A 17,736-nucleotide genomic window follows, 5' to 3' on the forward strand; every position below is an offset into this window, starting at 1 on the left:
CAAGCGACTCCAGTCCCAACCCACAGCGCGGCGTTCATGAACCTACGGATTTGTTCCTGCCAGTCGCGGGCAGAGTGTCCCTTCCGTGACGGACCACTTCTTTATGCATCTCATTCGGCTGATCATTTCCTCCGTTCTGCTGACCTTCTGCTCCATCGTTGCCCTGCCCTCACATGCCGGCGGCACCATCAGTAATGCGACGTTGCCCGCCACCAAACCGGGCACCGTAAAACTGTTCGTCAACCGCATCGGCTCGGGCAAAGCGATGGACGTTCGCAACGACACCGACGTTCCGGTCGAAGTCGTGTTGCGCCTGACGCACATGGTCAACGTCACTGGCGTTGGCAAAGGCGTAGTCCGCAAGACAGTGCCAGCACGGACCCGTATGCGCGTCGCCACATTGCGCAAACGCCAGCCCGGCTATCCGCTGATGTACCAGCATTCGTTCAGCTACTCGCTGATCTACTCACCTGAGCCGGGCAAAAAGGGTTCCGTTGGCGGTTATGCCTATGCCCTGCCCTGGAAAGGCGGCCCGTTCTCCATTTCGCAGGGCGCAGGCGGGGACTACAGCCACACGTCGCCCAAGGGCCGTTATGCGGTTGATATCGCCATGCCGCAGGGCACCCCCATCGTGGCGGCGCGTGCGGGAACGGTGTTGAAGGCTCATGATGGGCAGCACGGGCGGATGCCCAACCCGGCCGGCAACTACGTGCGAATCCTGCACGACGACGGCACGCATAGCGCATACCTGCACCTGAAGCGCGGCTCAGTGAAGGTCAAGTCGGGGCAACAGGTAAAAGTCGGCAGTCTGCTTGGCCAGTCCGGCAATACCGGCCGTAGCACCGGCCCACACCTGCATTTCGTCGTGCAAAAAGCTTATGGCGACTCGATGCTGTCGATTCCTTTCCGCTTTTCACAACCGGTCAGCACGCTGCCTAACTTCGCCAGCAACAACTGATCGCGACAGCACCTCAGCGCTGCCAGACAAAATTGAACGTCTCGTCGGCTGACATGCGCTGCAGGTGGTCAGCCACAACGGCTTCCATCCGCGCCAGCTGTTCATCGTTCGTGGTCTGCAAGGTCGCGGTCAGGCTGCTTTCTCCGGCCGTCAGCGAGCACTGAGTGTCGCCCGAGTCGATATGGCCATGTCGGTCATCGAAATCCACCTCGAACTTGTGCCTCCAGTGTTTGCAGAGCCTACGGATCAGGCGGCTGGGATCGGATGTCTGGATCTGTACGGTAGATTTGTGCATGAAGAGACCTCTCTGCTAAATGGACTGATGGATCAGTCAAACCGGTAGGCCGACAGCGTCGTATGCATGACGCGATCGGTGAATACCTTGCGTCCCGCCCCGTCCGCCGCAGCGCCAGCCGCCACCATCAGCGGCAATAGGTGCTCTTCGCCACGGGGCGGATGGCAGAGCCGCGCTGAAGGCGCCTGCTCCCAACGTTCCAGCAGCGCTTCACGATCACGGGGCGGCGCGCTGACGGCAGCGCTCAACCAGTGATCGAACGCATCCGATATTGGCGCGAAACGCGGATCGCCATAGCCCCGCATGTTGTGAAAGCTCATGCCACTGCCGACGATCAACACGCCTTCGCCGCGCAGCGGGGCGATGGCGCGACCGATAGCGAGGTGGGCATCAGCGTCCAGATCGCGTTGCAGTGACAACTGCACAACCGGCACGTCTGCCTCGGCAAACATCAGCTTCAGTGGAATGAAGGTGCCGTGGTCGTAGCCGCGCTGCCCGTCCTCGCCCGCTGCAATGCCAGCCTCACCAAGCAACTCGACCAGCCGTGCCGCCAACGTTGGATCGCCTGGTGCCGGGTATTCCAAGGCATAGGTGTGCGCGGGAAAACCGTTGTAGTCGTAGATGAGTTCAGGTCGTGCATTCGCCGTAACCATGACGCGGGGCTCCAGCCAATGCCCGGAAATCAGCACGATCGCACGGGGGCGCTGCGGCAACGTTGCGGCGACAGATTTCAGAAAAGCAGCCATCTCATCCCATGCATCGGCAGGGTTCCAGTCCATGAAGAAACACGGTCCGGCACCGTGCGGCACGAACAGCGTGGGCATCCTCATATTGGCGTGGTTCTGCATGGCATCTTGATCCTGAGGGGGCGGACGCACAGTATGGATTACGGTTGTTTTGAGCTGAACAAGGCAATCTAGATCAACAGTTTCAACTGAGAGTAGGAGCTGTAATGCTCGACCGAATCACAGGAATGCGAGTGTTCACCCGTGCAGCCAGTGCTGGCAGCCTGTCTGCCGCTGCGCGTCATCTGGGCTTGTCACCGGCCATGGCAACCAAGCATGTGGATGCGCTGGAAGCACGCCTTGGGGTCAAGCTGTTCCACCGCAGCACCCGTCGGCTAAGTCTCACGGCCGCAGGCAACAGTTACCTCGAGGCGTGCCTGCGGATCCTCCCGGAAATCGACGAAGCCGAGGCCAGCGTCGCCTCACAGCGGGTCGAGGCCTCAGGCCTGCTGCGCATGAACGTGCCTCTGTCGTTCGGTACCCGTTTCATCGCGCCATTGATGCCGGACTTCAGTCAGCGCCACCCAGCGGTCAAAGTCGAACTGGGGCTCACCGACAGCCAGGTCGACCTGATCGATGGGAGCTGGGACATGGCCGTGCGAATTGGCCGGCTGACCGACAGTCCGTTGCAGGCCAGGCGCCTGACTGACTGCCGGATGCAGGTCTGCGCCTCGCCCGGCTATCTGGCTCGGCATGGCGTGCCAAAACGGGTAAGCGATCTGTCGCACCACAATTGCTTGGGTTACAGCCTGTCGAACCTGCTGGGCGGTCGAGAATGGGCATTCGGTCTTGAGGGTGAATTCCGCGTACCGATTCAGGGCAACTTGGTGGCTAACAACGGCGCAGCGCTGGTCGCGGCCGCCGTGGGTGACCAAGGGCTGATCTATCAGCCTCAGTTCATCGTAGCGGCGGCCCTCAGCCGAGGTGAGCTGGAAATCATCGAACTCGATCAGCCGCCGCTGGGCCTCGGCGGGATCCATGTCGTCTACCCGCCAGATCGCCGTCCGCCCGCGAAAGTACGCGCCATGATCGACTATCTGGTCGAAGCGTTCGCGGGCGAGCTGCCATGGGAGCGCCCGTTTCGTTGACCCCGCGGTGCCTTTCACCTCGGCACCGCGCTTTCAACAAGCGGTAACTCCCGATACTGAGCGGTCCCGGCTGCGCTGCAGCGGAAAAAAAGATGAACCGGGCAAGCCGCCGTCAGTCCGAATGAAGGGAGCAGATTGCGTAAGCAGCGTGCTGTGGATCGCGCCGCCCGCACAGGCAGGCGCATGCCCAAGGATTCTTCAGCCCAGCTGCTCCAGCCCGGCTGATCTGCTGGATGTCACCCATCATTCATTCAGACCAATCGAAGCCCGGCCAGGCGCGATTGGACCGTTTATGGAGACGCCCATGAAAGCTGTTGTCTATCACGGTGTCGGCGACATACGCCTCGAAGACGTGCCCGATCCCAAGATCGAAGCCCCGACCGACGCCATTGTGCGCATCACCGCCTCTGCCATCTGCGGGACGGATCTGCACTTCGTGCGCGGCACCTTCAGCGGCATGAAACCCGGCACCATTCTTGGCCATGAGGCTGTCGGCATCGTTGAAGAGCTCGGCGAGGACGTGCGCAACCTGCAGATCGGCGACCGCGTGGTGATTCCCTCGACCATCGCTTGCGGCAATTGCTCGTACTGCCGCTCGGGCTATTTCGCCCAGTGCGACGTAGCCAATCCAAACGGTAAGGAAGCCGGCACGGCGTTCTACGGCGGCCCTGCGGCCACAGGCCCGTTCAATGGACTGCAAGCCGAAAAGGCACGCATTCCCTTCGCCAATATCGGGCTGGTGAAGCTGCCGCCGGAAATTAGCGATGACCAGGCAATCCTGCTCTCGGACATTTTCCCGACCGGCTATTTCGGCGCGGAGATGGCCGAGATCGAAGCCGGCGACACGGTAGCCGTGTTCGGTTGCGGTCCGGTTGGCCAGTTCGCCATTGCCAGCGCCAAACTGCTGGGTGCCGGGCGCATCTTTGCCATCGACCAATACGACGACCGGCTGCGCATGGCCCAGCGTCAGGGGGCGGAGATCATCGATTTCAATCGAGAGGACCCGATCGAAACGCTCAAGCGTTTGACCGGCGGGATTGGCGTCGACCGCGTGATTGATGCCGTGGGCGTCGATGCGGAACACGGTTGCTGCGGCGGCAAACCTGCCGACGGCGCCAATGCCGATCAGAACGCCAAGTGGCAACCGGGCGATGCCCCCTCACAGGCGCTCGAATGGGGCGTGCAGTGTCTGGCCAAGGCCGGCACCTTGTCGATCATTGGCGTCTACCCGCCGGATGCCACGACCTTCCCCATCGGCATGGCGATGAACAAGAACATCACCATGAACATGGGTAACTGCCACCACCGCAAATACATTCCCCGGCTGATCGAGATGATCCAGGCGCGGCGCATCGACCCGACGAAGATTCTTACCCAGGTCAAGCCGATGAGCGATGTCATCGCAGCATTCGAGGCGTTCGATCGGCGCGAAGGCGGTTGGATCAAGGTCGAGCTGAAGCCTCAACGAGAGGGCTCGAACGTGCACGGCTCGGAAGAAACGCTGGTCGACGAAGCGGTGGCCGACACCTTCCCAGCCAGCGACCCAACCAGCATGCAGAACCCCCGTTAGGCCACAGGAGCAAGCGATGGCAGCCATCCATATAGGCATTTCCGGCTGGCGCTACGCACCCTGGCGAGGCGACTTCTATCCCAAGGGTCTCGTCCAAAAGAACGAGCTGAAGTTCGCCTCGCGCGCCGTGAGCAGCATCGAGATCAACGGCTCGTTCTACTCGCTGCAGAAGCCAGAGCTCTACGCCGGCTGGTATGACGAGACACCCAAGGGCTTCGTTTTCAGCGTCAAGGCGCCCCGCTACATCACCCATGTGCTGCGCCTTCGGGACGTCGAGAAGCCCATTGCCAACTTTCTTGCCTCCGGTGTTCTTGCGCTCAAGGACAAGCTCGGTCCGATGCTGTGGCAGTTCCCGCCTTCGTTCAAATTCGACCCCGAGCGTTTCGAAACCTTCCTCAGTTTGCTGCCGCATGACACGGCTGCGGCGTTGGAAATGGCAAAAGGCTGTGAACCACGCATGGAGGGGCACAGTTATCTGCAGATTGACCGCAAACGCTCCCTTCGCCATGCGGTCGAAATACGTAACGAGAGCTTTGTCGATCCGGCGTTCGTAGCGCTTTTGCGCAAATACAAGGTTGCACTGGTTGTAGCCGACACGGCCGGCAAGTGGCCATACCGAGAGGATCTCACCAGTGATTTCGTCTACATCCGCCTTCACGGGGCCGAACAGCTCTACACCAGCGGCTACACCGATGAGGCGCTGGATAACTGGGCCCAGCGCATCACCCGCTGGAACAATGGCGGCCAGCCTGACGACGCTCATCTGATCAGCTCCATCAAGCCTCCGGCGCGCAAGCATCGCGCCGTTTATTGCTATTTCGATAACGATGTAAAGGTCCGGGCGCCCTATGACGCGCGACAGCTGTTGCGCCGGCTCGGACTGGATAAAGACCTGGAAACCACTCCAGGCCAGTTGGAAGGAGCATTGGCGTGAATCTGGACAAGACCCACCCCCTCGACAGCCGCGACCTCGACGCGCATATGTCCACGGCCGTCAGCACGGTCCGCCTGCTGACCGTGAACACACATAAAGGCTTCACCGCGCTCAACCGGCGTTTCATCCTTCCGGAGCTGCGCGAGGCAGTCAGGGCGGTATCGGCCGATATCGTGTTTTTGCAGGAAGTCCTCGGCACTCATGAAAAGCATGCCTTGCGCTTTCATGACTGGCCCAAGATGTCGCAGTACGAGTTCCTGGCTGACAGCATCTGGACCGATTTCGCCTATGGCCGCAACGCCGTCTACCCTGACGGCGACCACGGCAATGCCCTGCTCTCTAAATTCCCCATCACGCGCTACGAGAACCTCGACATTTCCATTGCTGGCCCTGAGCGTCGCGGCCTGTTGCACAGCGTGCTGCAGGTACCGGGGCATGACGAGTTCCACGCTATCTGCGTGCACCTGGGCTTGCGCGAAGCTCATCGTCAGCAGCAATTGCGCCTGCTCTGCGACCTTCTTGATTCGCTGCCAGCCGATGCCCCGGTGGTGGTCGCCGGGGACTTCAACGACTGGCGACTCAAAGGTGCTCAGGTGCTGGATCGCTGTGCCGGTATGCACGAGGTTTTCGCGGTAGCACAGGGCAAGGTGGCGAAAACCTTCCCGGCGCGCTGGCCGATGCTGCGGCTGGACCGGATCTATGTGCGAAATGCCACGAGTCACAAACCGAGAATATTGGGTAACAAACCCTGGACACACTTGTCCGATCATCTGCCCTTGGCGGTGGAGATACACCTATGAATTTTCACTGGAGAGACGGGAATCGTCTTCAGTTGCTGGAAAACGGCGAGGAATTCTTTCCCGCTGTGTTCGAGGCCATTGCGGCCGCGGAAAAGGAAGTCCTGTTGGAAACCTTCATCTTTTTCAAAGACAAGGTTGGGCAGGAGCTGCAACAGACACTGATCGCGGCAGCAGAGCGCGGCGTGAGCGTGGACGTGACCGTAGACGGTTATGGCTCGGCTGACCTGGATGGCGATTTTGCTGCGGCGATGGCGCGGGCCGGTGTACGCGTCCACGTATTCGATCCGGGCAAGCGGGTGTTGGGCAAGCGTCTGAACGTATTCCGCCGAATGCACCGCAAGATTGTCGTCGTGGATGGCGATCTGGCTTTCATCGGAGGCATCAACTTTTCGGCTGACCATCTAGGCGATTTCGGCCCAGCAGCCAAACAGGATTACGCGCTTCGGGTAGAAGGCCCGGTCGTACACGATATCCACCGCTTTTCACTCGCGAACATCACGGCCACTTCGACGCACCGACGCTGGTGGCATCGGCGACAACGGACTCAAAGCAACGGTTTTGTCGGCGTCAGCCGAGGAGAAGCCCGCGCTCTGTTCGTGACCCGCGACAACAACGACCACAGCAACGACATCGAGCAGCATTATCTGCAGGCGATCCGCGATGCCCGCTCGCGGCTGCTGATCGCCAACGCCTATTTCTTCCCCGGTTACCGAGTGCTGCGGGAAATCCGCAACGCCGCACGGCGGGGCGTCAGGGTCCGGTTGATTCTGCAGGGCGAACCGGACATGCCGATTGCGAAGTTCGGCGCGCGAATGCTGTACAACTACCTGATGAGAGACGGCGTAGAGATCCACGAATACTGCCGCCGGCCATTGCATGGCAAAGTAGCGTTGGCCGACTACGAGTGGTCCACAGTGGGCTCGAGCAATCTCGATCCCCTGAGCCTGTCGCTCAATCTCGAGGCGAACCTGATCATTCGTGATCACACCTTCAACCGCCAATTGCACGAGAACCTGGACCGACTGCTGCAACAGGACTGCCGCCGCATTCCGTTGGAGCGCATCATCCGTGGCTACTGGTGGCGAGCACCATTAGCTTTCATCATTTTCCACTTTTTGCGTCACTTCCCTCAGTGGGTGGGCCTGTTGCCGGCCCATAAACCAAGGTTGCAGCTGCTCGACCCGGCGCCACTGGAGCCCAGCCCCGCCCCCTTGCAGCGAGAACAGCAATGACAGAGCGACACCACCAGCCACAGAGCGGCTGGCGCCGCCGATGGCCGCTGATCAAGCGGATCCTGACCTACTGCTTCTTCATCCTGGTCGCCGGGCTGTTGATCGGTTTGGCGCGCAACGTCAACTGGAGCGAGGTCTACCAGACACTGCGTAGCTACAGCGCCAAGACCCTGTGGCTGGCCGGCGCAGCCACCGCGGTGAGTTATGCGGTGTACTGTTGTTTTGACGTACTCGGCAAACGCTATGCCCAGCACGACATGCCAATCCGGCAAATCCTCCCGGTGACCTTTGTCTGCTACGCCTTCAATCTCAACCTGAGCGCCTGGGTCGGTGGGATCGCGCTGCGCTATCGGCTCTACTCGAGGTTTGGCCTGCGTACCTCGCAGATCACTCGGGTGTTCACCATGAGCGTGCTGACCAATTGGCTCGGCTATTTGTGGCTGGCGGGGCTGATCTTTTCCCTGGGTTGGATCACGCCGCCCGCTGACTGGGAAATAGGTCATACCGCATTGCGTGTACTGGGCGCTGGGCTGCTGCTGGTCTCGGCGGTCTATCTCTGGGCATGCGGCTTCTCCAAACGTCGCCACTGGACGATCCGCAAGCACGAGATCTATTTGCCGAGCCTGCGTCTGGCTGTGGTCCAGATGCTGCTCGGTGCGAGCAACTGGGCACTGATGGCGCTGGTGGTCTATTTCATGCTGTCGCAACAGACGCCCTATCCCATCGTGTTGGGCATTCTGATGATCAGCAGCGTTGCCGGCGTGATTGCCCATATCCCGGCCGGGCTTGGGGTAATTGAAGCGGTGTTCGTGACAATGCTGGCCGGCGGCGAACTCAGCCAGGCGAGCATCGTTGCGGGGTTGATTGGCTATCGAGTGGTCTACTTTCTAATCCCACTGTTGTTCGCCACGATGGTTTACGTGGCGCTGGAACTACGAGCCAAGAAGCTGCGTTCTCGTGGCCAGGCGCAAACTGACGAAGACCCGCAAGAGGAGCACCCGTCTACAGCGACTTGATAGTGTTGATAATGATCGCGAGTTTGCCCTTTCCTAGGCCACGGCAAGCGTTATAAACAAAAAAGCCGGAGCGATCATCGCTCCGGCTTTTTTGTACCGGCGTCTGGCATCAGGCGCCGGTCTCCAGCCGTTACACCTGGGGTCGAAGGATGATCACACCCAGCGGCGGCAGGGTCAGCGCCAGTGACACGTCCTGACCATGAGCAGGAATCTGCTCGGCCAATATGCCGCCGCCATTACCCACGTTGGAGCCGCCATAGCACTCGGCGTCACTGTTGAAGATTTCCTCCCAGCGACTGTCGACTGGCACGCCAATGCGATAGTTCTCGCGAACGACCGGCGTGTAATTACCCACGATCAACAATGGGTTCCTGTTGGAATCCATGCGCAGCCAGGCAAACACGCTGTTGGCACGATCATCACCAATCAACCATTGAAAGCCGGCAGGATCGGAGTCGAGCTCATGCAGCGCAGGTTCTTTGCTGTACAGATGATTGAGATCGCGCACCAGATTCTGCGCGCCGCGGTGGTCGGGCTCTTCCAGCAGGTGCCAATCCAGCTCGCGGTCATGGTTCCATTCACGCCACTGGCCGAACTCGCAGCCCATGAACAGTAGCTTCTTGCCGGGGTGCGTCCACATGAACGAAAGATAAGCCCGCAGGTTGGCGAATTTCTGCCAGCGGTCGCCTGGCATCTTTTCGATCAACGAGCCTTTACCGTGCACCACCTCATCGTGGGAAATCGGCAGGACGAAGTGTTCCGAGTAGGCGTAGACCATGCCGAAGGTGAACTTGTCATGGTGGTACTGCCGGTTGATCGGGTCTTCCTCGATGTACTGAAGCGTGTCGTGCATCCAGCCCATGTTCCACTTGTAGGCAAAGCCGAGCCCGTCCTCGGACGTTGGCTTGCTCACGCCGGGGAATGCAGTGGACTCCTCAGCAATGACCAGCGCACCAGGGGTTTCCGTCGCCACGACATCATTCAGATGACGCAGGAAGTCGATGGCTTCCAGATTCTCCCGGCCGCCATGACGGTTGGGAATCCACTCACCCTCCTTGCGCGAGTAGTCGCGATAAAGCATCGAAGCCACTGCATCCACTCGCAGTGCGTCGACGTGGAATTCGCGTAGCCAGTGCAGTGCCGAGGCAAGCATGAAGCCATGCACCTCGGTACGCCCCAGGTTGTAGATGTAGGTATCCCAGTCCTGATGGAAACCCTCGAACGGGTGCGCGTATTCGTATAGCGCAGTGCCATCGAACTCGCCCAAACCATGAGCGTCTGTCGGGAAGTGGGCTGGAACCCAATCGAGAATCACACCGATACCGGCTGCGTGGCAGGCATCGATGAAGGCTGCGAAGTCGTGCGCCGATCCATAACGCGCACTGGGCGCGAACTGGGACAGCAGCTGGTAACCCCAAGAGCCACCGAAGGGGTGCTCCATGATGGGCATCAGCTCGATATGGGTGAAACCCAGATCGACCACATAGGGAATCAGCCGCTCGGCCAGTTCATGCCAGTCGTACAAGCGACCGTCGTCGCCGCCGTCGCGACGCCAGGAACCGGCGTGCAACTCGTAAATGCTCATCGGTGCTTTCACCGACTGTTGCTTTGCTCGCTGATCCAGCCAGGCCTCGTCTTTCCATTCGTATTCGAGCGGGTGCGAGACTACCGATGCAGTGCCTGGCGGCAGTTCGGTAGCCAGCGCAATCGGATCGGCCTTCAGTGGCAGGATGCCGTGCGGGCCGAGAATCTCGTATTTGTAGGCCTCGCCCGGCTGCAACCGCGGGATGAAGATCTCCCACACGCCTGACGGAAAGCGCAAGCGCATGGGGTGCCGACGCCCGTCCCAACCGTTGAAGCTGCCAACGACCGATACGCGGCGAGCGTTAGGCGCCCACACTGCGAACCGAACACCTTGAACGCCATCGACCTCCATGGGCTGAGCGCCGAACACGCGGCCGATTTCCCGATGGTTGCCCTCGGAAAACAGGTACATGTCCATTTCGCCGAGCTGGGGACCAAAGCTGAAAGGGTCTTCGGTGACTTGTTCGCCACCCGCCCAGCGGATCTTCAACAGATACGGCTGTTGATTGGTCAACCGGGTGAAGAAAAAGCCCGGCACCTGGCCTTGCTCCATGGCCGCCAGCACCCTTCCCCCGCTGCGTTCGAGCACTTCGACGCCCAACGCATTAGGCAAGTAAGCGCGTACGACCAGCCCATCACCGTCCGGGTGCGGGCCAAGAATGGAAAACGGGTTGCCATGTTCGGCGCGCACCAGCGCATCGACATCAGCATCGGTTGGTAGCAGGTTTTCACCGGGCATTGTCACGGCCGGACGATCATTCATTGGGAACCTCCATCGGAAATCTGTTGTGCCAGCGTCGCCAATCCCTGAAGCGGGACGGTCAGCCAAGCCGGGCGGTTCTCTGCTTCATAAGCCACTTCATACGCGGTCTTTTCCAGACTGAACAGGGCCAGCGCCGCATCAGCACCGGCCGAGTCCTTCCAGGCGTGGGGCAACTCGGCCGTTGCCTCGCGATAAGCTTCCAGGAAAACCGCACGTGCGCTGTGTTGATAGGTGTCGGAAATGTTGCGGCGAGCCTGGTCGGCAACATCCGAGCTGTCGCTCGCCTGGGCATTGCGCAGCGTCATGGCGGTGGCGTACTCAAAAGAGCGCAGAACACCGGCCACGTCCTTGAACGGGCTCAGCTTGCTACGCCGCTCCTCGAGCGAGCGCGCGGGCTCGCCCTCGAAGTCGATGAAGTAGGCATCACCCTGCGCAACCAGAATCTGGCCAAGGTGCAGGTCACCGTGAACACGCGTCCGCAGACCACCCAGCGTGCGGTTGGCCAGCCGCTTGACCTCAGCAAGCAGCTGCTTGCGTTGGTCAAGAAGCTGATCAACCTGAGCGGTAGTTTTACGATCCAGATCGCCACGGCGAGCCTGCAGCAGATCAAGCGCGTGTTCGACCTGCCCTGAGATCATCTGCGTCCATTCTTTTGCATCCGAAGCCGTGGTCGGCTCGGCAGCAAAGGCCTGGTTCTCAGTCTGGACCGCCAAGGTCATGTGCATCTCGCCCAAGCGTTGACCCAGCAGCCGGTTGAATGCTTCCAGCTCTTCCAGTGCACTGAACTGGTTTTCATGCAGCGAAACGCCGCCAGCGATCTGGTCGCGCACAGCCCTATCCAAGGTGTTCAGCGTCCACTCCCAGGCGTCGCCTTGGTTGTCGAGGAAGCGCTGCACAACCATCAAGGCATATTGCTCACCGTTCTTATCGAAGCGGCTCACCTGTCCCAGCATCGCAGAGATATGGGTGAAGCCCTGTTCGGTCAGGAAGCTGCCCATCTCCAGTTCCGGGTGCATCCCTGCCGAGACGCGGCGCAAGACCTTGATCATCATGCAGCTGCCAATGATCGCCGAGCTGTTGGATTGTTCGGCAGTCAGGTAGCGCACTTCCGCCTCTGCTGGTAATTCGATTTCAGCGAGCTGCGCCATGGGCTGAAAACGTATTTCGCCTTCGCCGCACGGCAGCACCTGCTCCTCGCGCAACCCCTGAATGACGCCGAGTACGAACTGCTTGAGCGCGAAGGCATCGGTCAGGAGCCCCACTTGTGGCCCGCGACGAACCCGCGCCATTGCCAGTTGTTGGGGCAGCGCAATATCGAAGTCACCTTCATCGAGGAAGCCCAATGGCAACTGATAGCGATCGCTACGTCCGCCTGCATCGACCGCGATCTCACTCAGGAGCACGGGGCGTTGCGGGTCGCCGAACGGCACGCTGTAGCAGATCTTGATCGAATTGATCGTCGCATCCTTGCTGGCGAACCAGCGACGCTTCGGCAGGTACGCCGGCAGCGATTCGGTTTCCAGAATCCGTTTGTTGGCCGCATTGAGCGTATCCAGGCGCTTGAGCACCAACGTTTGAAAATCAGGCATGGTTTCCACCGGTTCTTGGTGCCAGCTCGGCATCTGGTGACTGGTTGCCAGCTGGAACCAGTAGAAGCCGTAGGGGGGTAAAGTCAGCAGGTACGGCAGTTGGCCAATCGGCGGGAAGGCACTGCCGCCCACCATTTCCACCGGCACCATGCCGGCGTAATGCGACAGCTCCAGTTCTGCGGCCTGTGCCGAGCGCGACACGTTGGCGACGCAGAAAATCACCTCCGTCTCGCCGGTTGCCGTCGTGAACTCGCGGATATAAGCAAGAATGCGTCGGTTGCTCGGCGCCAGCATTTTCAGGGTGCCACGGCCGAATGCCTTGAACTGCTTGCGGATCGAAAGCAGCCGTCGCGTCCAATTGAGCAGTGAATGCGGGTCACGCTGCTGAGCCTCGACGTTGATCGCCTGATAACCGTAGAGCGGGTCCATGATCGGCGGCAGCACCAGGCTGGGCGGGTCGGCGCGGGAAAAACCGCCGTTGCGGTCGACCGACCATTGCATCGGCGTGCGCACACCGTCGCGGTCACCGAGGAAAATGTTGTCGCCCATGCCGATCTCATCGCCGTAATAGATCACCGGCGTACCGGGCATCGAAAGCAACAGGCTGTTGAGCAGCTCGATCCTACGGCGGTCCCGTTCCAGCAGTGGCGCCAGGCGACGTCGGATACCGAGGTTGATTCGCGCGCGCTTGTCCGAGGCGTAGTAATTCCAGAGGTAGTCACGCTCCTTGTCGGTCACCATTTCCAGCGTCAGCTCGTCATGGTTGCGTAGGAAGATCGCCCACTGGCAGTTCTCGGGAATGTCCGGTGTTTGCCGGAGAATGTCGGTAATCGGGAAACGGTCTTCCTGAGCGAGCGCCATGTACATGCGCGGCATTAACGGGAAATGGAACGCCATGTGGCATTCGTCACCGAGCCCGCCGTCCTCGCCGCCGAAGTACAGCTGCGTGTCTTCCGGCCATTGATTGGCTTCGGCCAGCAGCATGCGGTCGGGGTAGTTGGCGTCGATCTCGGCGCGGATTTTCTTCAGCACCACATGGGTTTCGGGCAGGTTCTCGTTGTTGGTGCCGTCGCGCTCTACCAGGTAGGGAATCGCGTCCAGACGCAGTCCGTCGATGCCCAGGTCCAGCCAGTAGCGCATGACACTGAGAACGGCCTTCATCACCTGCGGGTTGTCGAAGTTGAGGTCCGGCTGGTGAGAATAGAAACGGTGCCAGAAGTACTGCTGTGCCACCGGGTCCCAGGTCCAGTTCGACGCCTCGGTATCGAGGAAGATGATTCGCGTGCCGTCATACTTCTCGTCAGTGTCGGACCACACGTAGAAATCGCGTGCGGCTGATCCCTTCTTGGCCTTGCGCGCACGCTGAAACCAGGGGTGTTGGTCGGAGGTGTGGTTGATGACCAGTTCGGTGATGACCCGCAATCCGCGCTTATGCGCCTCAGCGATAAAACGGCGGGCATCGGCCATCGTGCCGTAATCCGGATGCACACCGCGGTACTCGGCAATGTCGTAACCATCGTCACGACGCGGCGAGGGATAGAACGGCAGTAGCCAGATGGTGTTCACGCCGAGGTCGGCGATGTAATCGAGCTTGTCGATCAACCCCTGAAAGTCGCCTACACCGTCGTTGTTTGAATCGAAAAAGGACTTCAGGTGGACCTGATAGACCACCGCATCCTTGTACCAAAGAGGGTCCTTGATAAAGGCAGCAGGTTTGCGCGCTCTGGCCATGGTCTCGTTCCTTTCATCTGCCTCCTGACTGACCCACACAAATGGCCAGCAGAGGCGGAAAAGTAAGCCAGCTAGTCTATAAACGAGATGAGCTAATGTTTATAAACAACTGATAAATAGCTTTTTCATACCCCTCTTAATAAATCACTTTAAGTCAGGATCCATGGCATCCGAACTGATGCGCCAAATGCCGAAGGGCAAGTGCCAGGGCTCAATCCGCATAAACTGAGTCTTGCCGTACCAGGTCCAGCGATGCCCGTTCATCAAATCTTCGCCTCGCGTCTCGCCATCGTCCGGGAGCCCCATCTCCCACAGCGGCAGCTCGAAATGCGCTTCCTGCGCGTTATGCGGATCGAGGCTGACGGCAATAAGAATGAAATTCTTGAGATCCGGCGTACGCTTGCCAAAAAAGAAGATGTTGTCGTTATAGGCCGTATAAGCCTTGAATCCCAGATGGGTCTGCAGGGCCGGGTTTTGCCGGCGAATTCGGTTGAGCTGCGCAATCTCGGCCACGATGTTGCCCGGTGCGTGATAGTCCCGAACGCGAATCTGATACTTCTCGGAATCCAGGTACTCCTCCTTGCCCGGAATCGCCGCCGACTCACACAGTTCAAACCCCGAGTACATACCCCACAGCCCGGAACCCATGGTCGCCAGCGCCGCGCGAATCAGGAACCCAGCGCGCCCGGAGTCGTGCAAGAAGAACGGGTTGATGTCCGGCGTGTTGACGAAGAAGTTAGGCCGGTAGCAATCGCGAAGCGGATGCTCGTTGAGCTCGGTGAGGTATTCGCTGAGCTCCGCCTTGTTGTTACGCCAGGTGAAGTAGGTGTAGCTCTGGTTGAAGCCGACCTTGCCCAGCCGAGCCATCATCGCCGGCTTGGTGAAGGCCTCGGACAGGAACATCACGTCCGGGTCGCGCTCGCGGATATCGGCAATCATCCACTCCCAGAACGGCAGCGGCTTGGTGTGAGGGTTATCGACGCGGAAGATCTTCACGCCCTGCTCCACCCAGTGCCAGATCACATCGCGCAGGGCGATCCACAGATCGGGCATGGCGTCTTCGGCATAGAAATCGACGTTGACGATGTCCTGGTATTTCTTCGGCGGGTTCTCTGCATAGCGGATGGTCCCGTCGGGTCGCCAGGAGAACCAGCCCGGATGCTCGCTGAGCCAAGGGTGATCCTGGGAACACTGAATCGCAAAGTCGAGTGCGATTTCCAGACCGTGCTCCTGAGCAGCGGCGACCAAGGCGCGGAAATCGTCGAGCGTACCCAGCTCAGGGTGTACAGCATCGTGCCCGCCGGCTTCGCTGCCGATTGCATACGGGCTGCCTGGATCATCCGGGCCGGCATGCAGAGTGTTGTTCGGGCCTTTGCGGTGCTGTCGGCCGATGGGGTGAATCGGCGTGAAATACAGGACGTCGAAGCCCATGTCGCGGATCGACGGCAAACGCTTGTGCACGTCATGGAAGGTGCCGTGACGGTTCGGGTCATCGGTTTCGGAGCGGGGGAACAACTCGTACCAGCTGGCAAACAGTGCAAGCGGTCGCTCAACCTCCACCGGGTAGACATCGCTCTGGCTGCAATGCTCACGTGGGTCTGCATCCGCCATGGCCGCGGCGGTTTCACTGGCCAGCATCACCGACACGCGCTCGTCGTCCAGATGCGCCGCGCTCAGGCGGTGCAGCAGATCCTCCAGGATGGCCTTGGTTTCGCCCTGCGCGCGCTGGCTGGCGCGTTCGAGCAGCAGTCGTCCTTCTTCCAGCTCGAGCTGCACCGGAACGCCTGCAGTGTGCTTCTTCGAAAGCTCGTAACGGTAGGTCTCGTAGACATCCCACCAGGCTTCGATCATGAACTCATGTGATGCAACCTGGGTTGGGGTGAACTGCCCCTCCCAACTGTCGTTGCCGATCAACTTGAGCCGTGCGCGGCGCCAAGTGGTTTCATCCTTGGTCCGCCAGCAGATGGTTGCAGCGAGCTGATCGTGCCCATCGGAGAAGATCTTGCTCGTGACGTTGATCGGGTGCCCAATGGTTGCCTTTGCGGCGAATCGCCCCCCTTCCAGGACGGGTTGGGTCGATTCAATGGCAATACGCGGCATCCGCAAGGCCTGTTCTAGTCGGGGGTGAATCACCGGATGGGGCTTTGCATCGGTCATCGAACGGGGCTCCTAAGCGAAATGACAGCGAAACGGCAAAACCTCCCCGCTCGGGATTGGCAATCGAGCGGGACTGGCTATACCGGCGGAAAACCTTCACGCGGGCTTTCTCGGGCTCTGTTCTTTCCGAACCAGAGGAGGCCTGAAAAGTTCAGCAAGAAGGCCGCTACCACTTGTCACGGCCAGCGCTGTGATTGTTTTCAGGCAAACGCCGGACAGAAGGTCCGGCGCGTGGATGCGTTGCTCCAACAGGAGCCGGTTTGCGGGCGGCCCGATGCGCATTTGATGTGCCTGCTGCTCCCATAGGTGCACGTCTGAGGCATAGCCCGGTGCGCTAGTCACCACCGACGATCAGCAACGGGTTGTAGCCGCTACGGTCGTATTCGCCCTGCTCGGCCAGCAGCATATCGAGCGCAAGGCTGGCAATGTCGTCTGCCACCGGGTCAGCGCGCCCGTGCTCCTCGCGCAACATGACCTTGAGATAGCTGTGACATTCGCCGCACGACTCCGCCTGAACCGGCATAGCCGGCTTGCCTTGCTCGTTATCCAACGTCACGTACAGCAGCTTCGCACCGCTGTCACAGACACTGCACTTGAGTCGCTCCAAATGCCACTCAGTAGCGCACAGCGAGCAATGCAGATAACGCACGCCTGCGCGGTTACGTTCGTTGTGAATGACGCTGGCGACCGGTGGGGAACCGCAGCACGGGCACACCCCTTTCGCTTCGCCCACGGGTTTTTCGGGGGGCCGAGGCAACGCCATCGCCAGCCTCATCCAACTGATCTGCAGGGCGGCGGCGACCAGTGGCAGCAACGGCCGGCTTGTTTCATCACCGGGTCGGGCCTCGAGAACGTCGTCCGCCAACGCATCGAGCTGCTCACGCGAGGATTCCCGGAGTCTCTTGAGCAACGGTCGTTGAATCTCGCCTACGTGAAGCTCCATCGCATCAAGCATCGACAAGAGGTCTTCATGCCAGGGCACGTCACGCTTCAAGGCCTGAAAGCCGAGTGGCGGCAGCCCATGCTTCAACGCTTGATCGAATGCGTCCTCAGCCGGACGCCAACCTGGTTCACGCTCAATCAGTACCTGGTGCTGGGCTTGCACCAAGCGCGCCATGAAGGCGAGAAACTCATCCAGCGGTGGAACCTGCTGGACGAGTTCCCGCAGCCGCGTTGCACGCTTGCTGAACACTTTGGCGTTCGGCAACACCACATTTGGCGCCTCCATGATTCC

Annotated in this window: 13 protein-coding genes; 7 read left to right on the forward strand and 6 right to left on the reverse strand. The window is 60.1% G+C overall.

The window, feature by feature from the left end:
- The first annotated feature begins 103 nt into the window (after positions 1-103).
- Positions 104-958: a M23 family metallopeptidase gene (locus AAGW23_RS17700; RefSeq protein WP_342407649.1), complete on the forward strand. Its 855-nt coding sequence runs from the start codon at positions 104-106 to the stop codon at positions 956-958.
- Positions 959-971: 13 nt separating this feature from the next.
- Here AAGW23_RS17700 and AAGW23_RS17705 read toward each other — a convergent pair whose 3' ends face one another.
- Together AAGW23_RS17705 and AAGW23_RS17710 are read right to left on the reverse strand one after the other, a co-directional pair.
- Positions 972-1,253, reverse strand: a complete 282-nt coding sequence (locus tag AAGW23_RS17705; protein WP_342407650.1) for a DUF2218 domain-containing protein — start codon at positions 1,251-1,253, stop codon at positions 972-974.
- 32 nt (positions 1,254-1,285) lie between these two features.
- Positions 1,286-2,101: a class III extradiol ring-cleavage dioxygenase gene (locus AAGW23_RS17710; RefSeq protein ID WP_342407651.1), complete on the reverse strand. Its 816-nt coding sequence runs from the start codon at positions 2,099-2,101 to the stop codon at positions 1,286-1,288.
- A 104-nt stretch (positions 2,102-2,205) separates the two neighbouring features.
- On the opposite strand from AAGW23_RS17710, the gene AAGW23_RS17715 reads away from it, so the two are divergent.
- The 6 genes from AAGW23_RS17715 to AAGW23_RS17740 all read left to right on the forward strand — a co-directional run bounded on the left by AAGW23_RS17715 (position 2,206) and on the right by AAGW23_RS17740 (position 8,678).
- Entirely contained in the window at positions 2,206-3,126 is a 921-nt protein-coding gene (locus AAGW23_RS17715) for a LysR family transcriptional regulator (protein WP_342407652.1), read from the forward strand.
- Between the two features lie 304 nt (positions 3,127-3,430).
- Entirely contained in the window at positions 3,431-4,696 is a 1,266-nt protein-coding gene (locus AAGW23_RS17720; protein ID WP_342407653.1) for a zinc-dependent alcohol dehydrogenase, read from the forward strand.
- Positions 4,697-4,712: 16 nt separating this feature from the next.
- Positions 4,713-5,630, forward strand: a complete 918-nt coding sequence (locus AAGW23_RS17725; protein WP_342407654.1) for a DUF72 domain-containing protein — start codon at positions 4,713-4,715, stop codon at positions 5,628-5,630.
- Positions 5,627-6,430, forward strand: a complete 804-nt coding sequence (locus AAGW23_RS17730; protein WP_200636811.1) for an endonuclease/exonuclease/phosphatase family protein — start codon at positions 5,627-5,629, stop codon at positions 6,428-6,430. Before AAGW23_RS17725 ends, AAGW23_RS17730 begins: the two co-directional genes overlap by 4 nt.
- On the forward strand, positions 6,427-7,662 hold the full coding sequence (gene clsB, locus AAGW23_RS17735) for a cardiolipin synthase ClsB (RefSeq protein WP_342407655.1): 1,236 nt from the start codon (positions 6,427-6,429) through the stop codon (positions 7,660-7,662). Before AAGW23_RS17730 ends, clsB begins: the two co-directional genes overlap by 4 nt.
- Positions 7,659-8,678 carry a lysylphosphatidylglycerol synthase domain-containing protein gene (locus AAGW23_RS17740; protein WP_342407656.1) on the forward strand — a complete coding sequence of 340 codons (1,020 nt, stop codon included), beginning with the start codon at positions 7,659-7,661 and terminating at the stop codon, positions 8,676-8,678. Before clsB ends, AAGW23_RS17740 begins: the two co-directional genes overlap by 4 nt.
- A gap of 130 nt (positions 8,679-8,808) precedes the next feature.
- Here AAGW23_RS17740 and glgB read toward each other — a convergent pair whose 3' ends face one another.
- The 4 genes from glgB to fdhE form a co-directional block, all read right to left on the reverse strand.
- A complete protein-coding gene (gene glgB / locus AAGW23_RS17745; RefSeq protein ID WP_342407657.1) occupies positions 8,809-11,025 on the reverse strand; it encodes a 1,4-alpha-glucan branching protein GlgB in 2,217 nt (738 codons plus the stop codon).
- Complete coding sequence (treS, locus tag AAGW23_RS17750) at positions 11,022-14,345, reverse strand: maltose alpha-D-glucosyltransferase (protein ID WP_342407658.1); 3,324 nt, start codon at positions 14,343-14,345, stop codon at positions 11,022-11,024. Before treS ends, glgB begins: the two co-directional genes overlap by 4 nt.
- 144 nt (positions 14,346-14,489) lie before the next feature.
- Entirely contained in the window at positions 14,490-16,502 is a 2,013-nt protein-coding gene (locus AAGW23_RS17755) for an alpha-1,4-glucan--maltose-1-phosphate maltosyltransferase (RefSeq protein WP_342407659.1), read from the reverse strand.
- Positions 16,503-16,836: 334 nt separating this feature from the next.
- On the reverse strand, positions 16,837-17,730 hold the full coding sequence (gene fdhE / locus AAGW23_RS17760; protein WP_342407713.1) for a formate dehydrogenase accessory protein FdhE: 894 nt from the start codon (positions 17,728-17,730) through the stop codon (positions 16,837-16,839).
- Positions 17,731-17,736 lie beyond the last annotated feature (6 nt).

Origin of the sequence: Stutzerimonas chloritidismutans (assembly GCF_038562055.1) — a bacterium.
Lineage (GTDB): Bacteria > Pseudomonadota > Gammaproteobacteria > Pseudomonadales > Pseudomonadaceae > Stutzerimonas > Stutzerimonas chloritidismutans_A.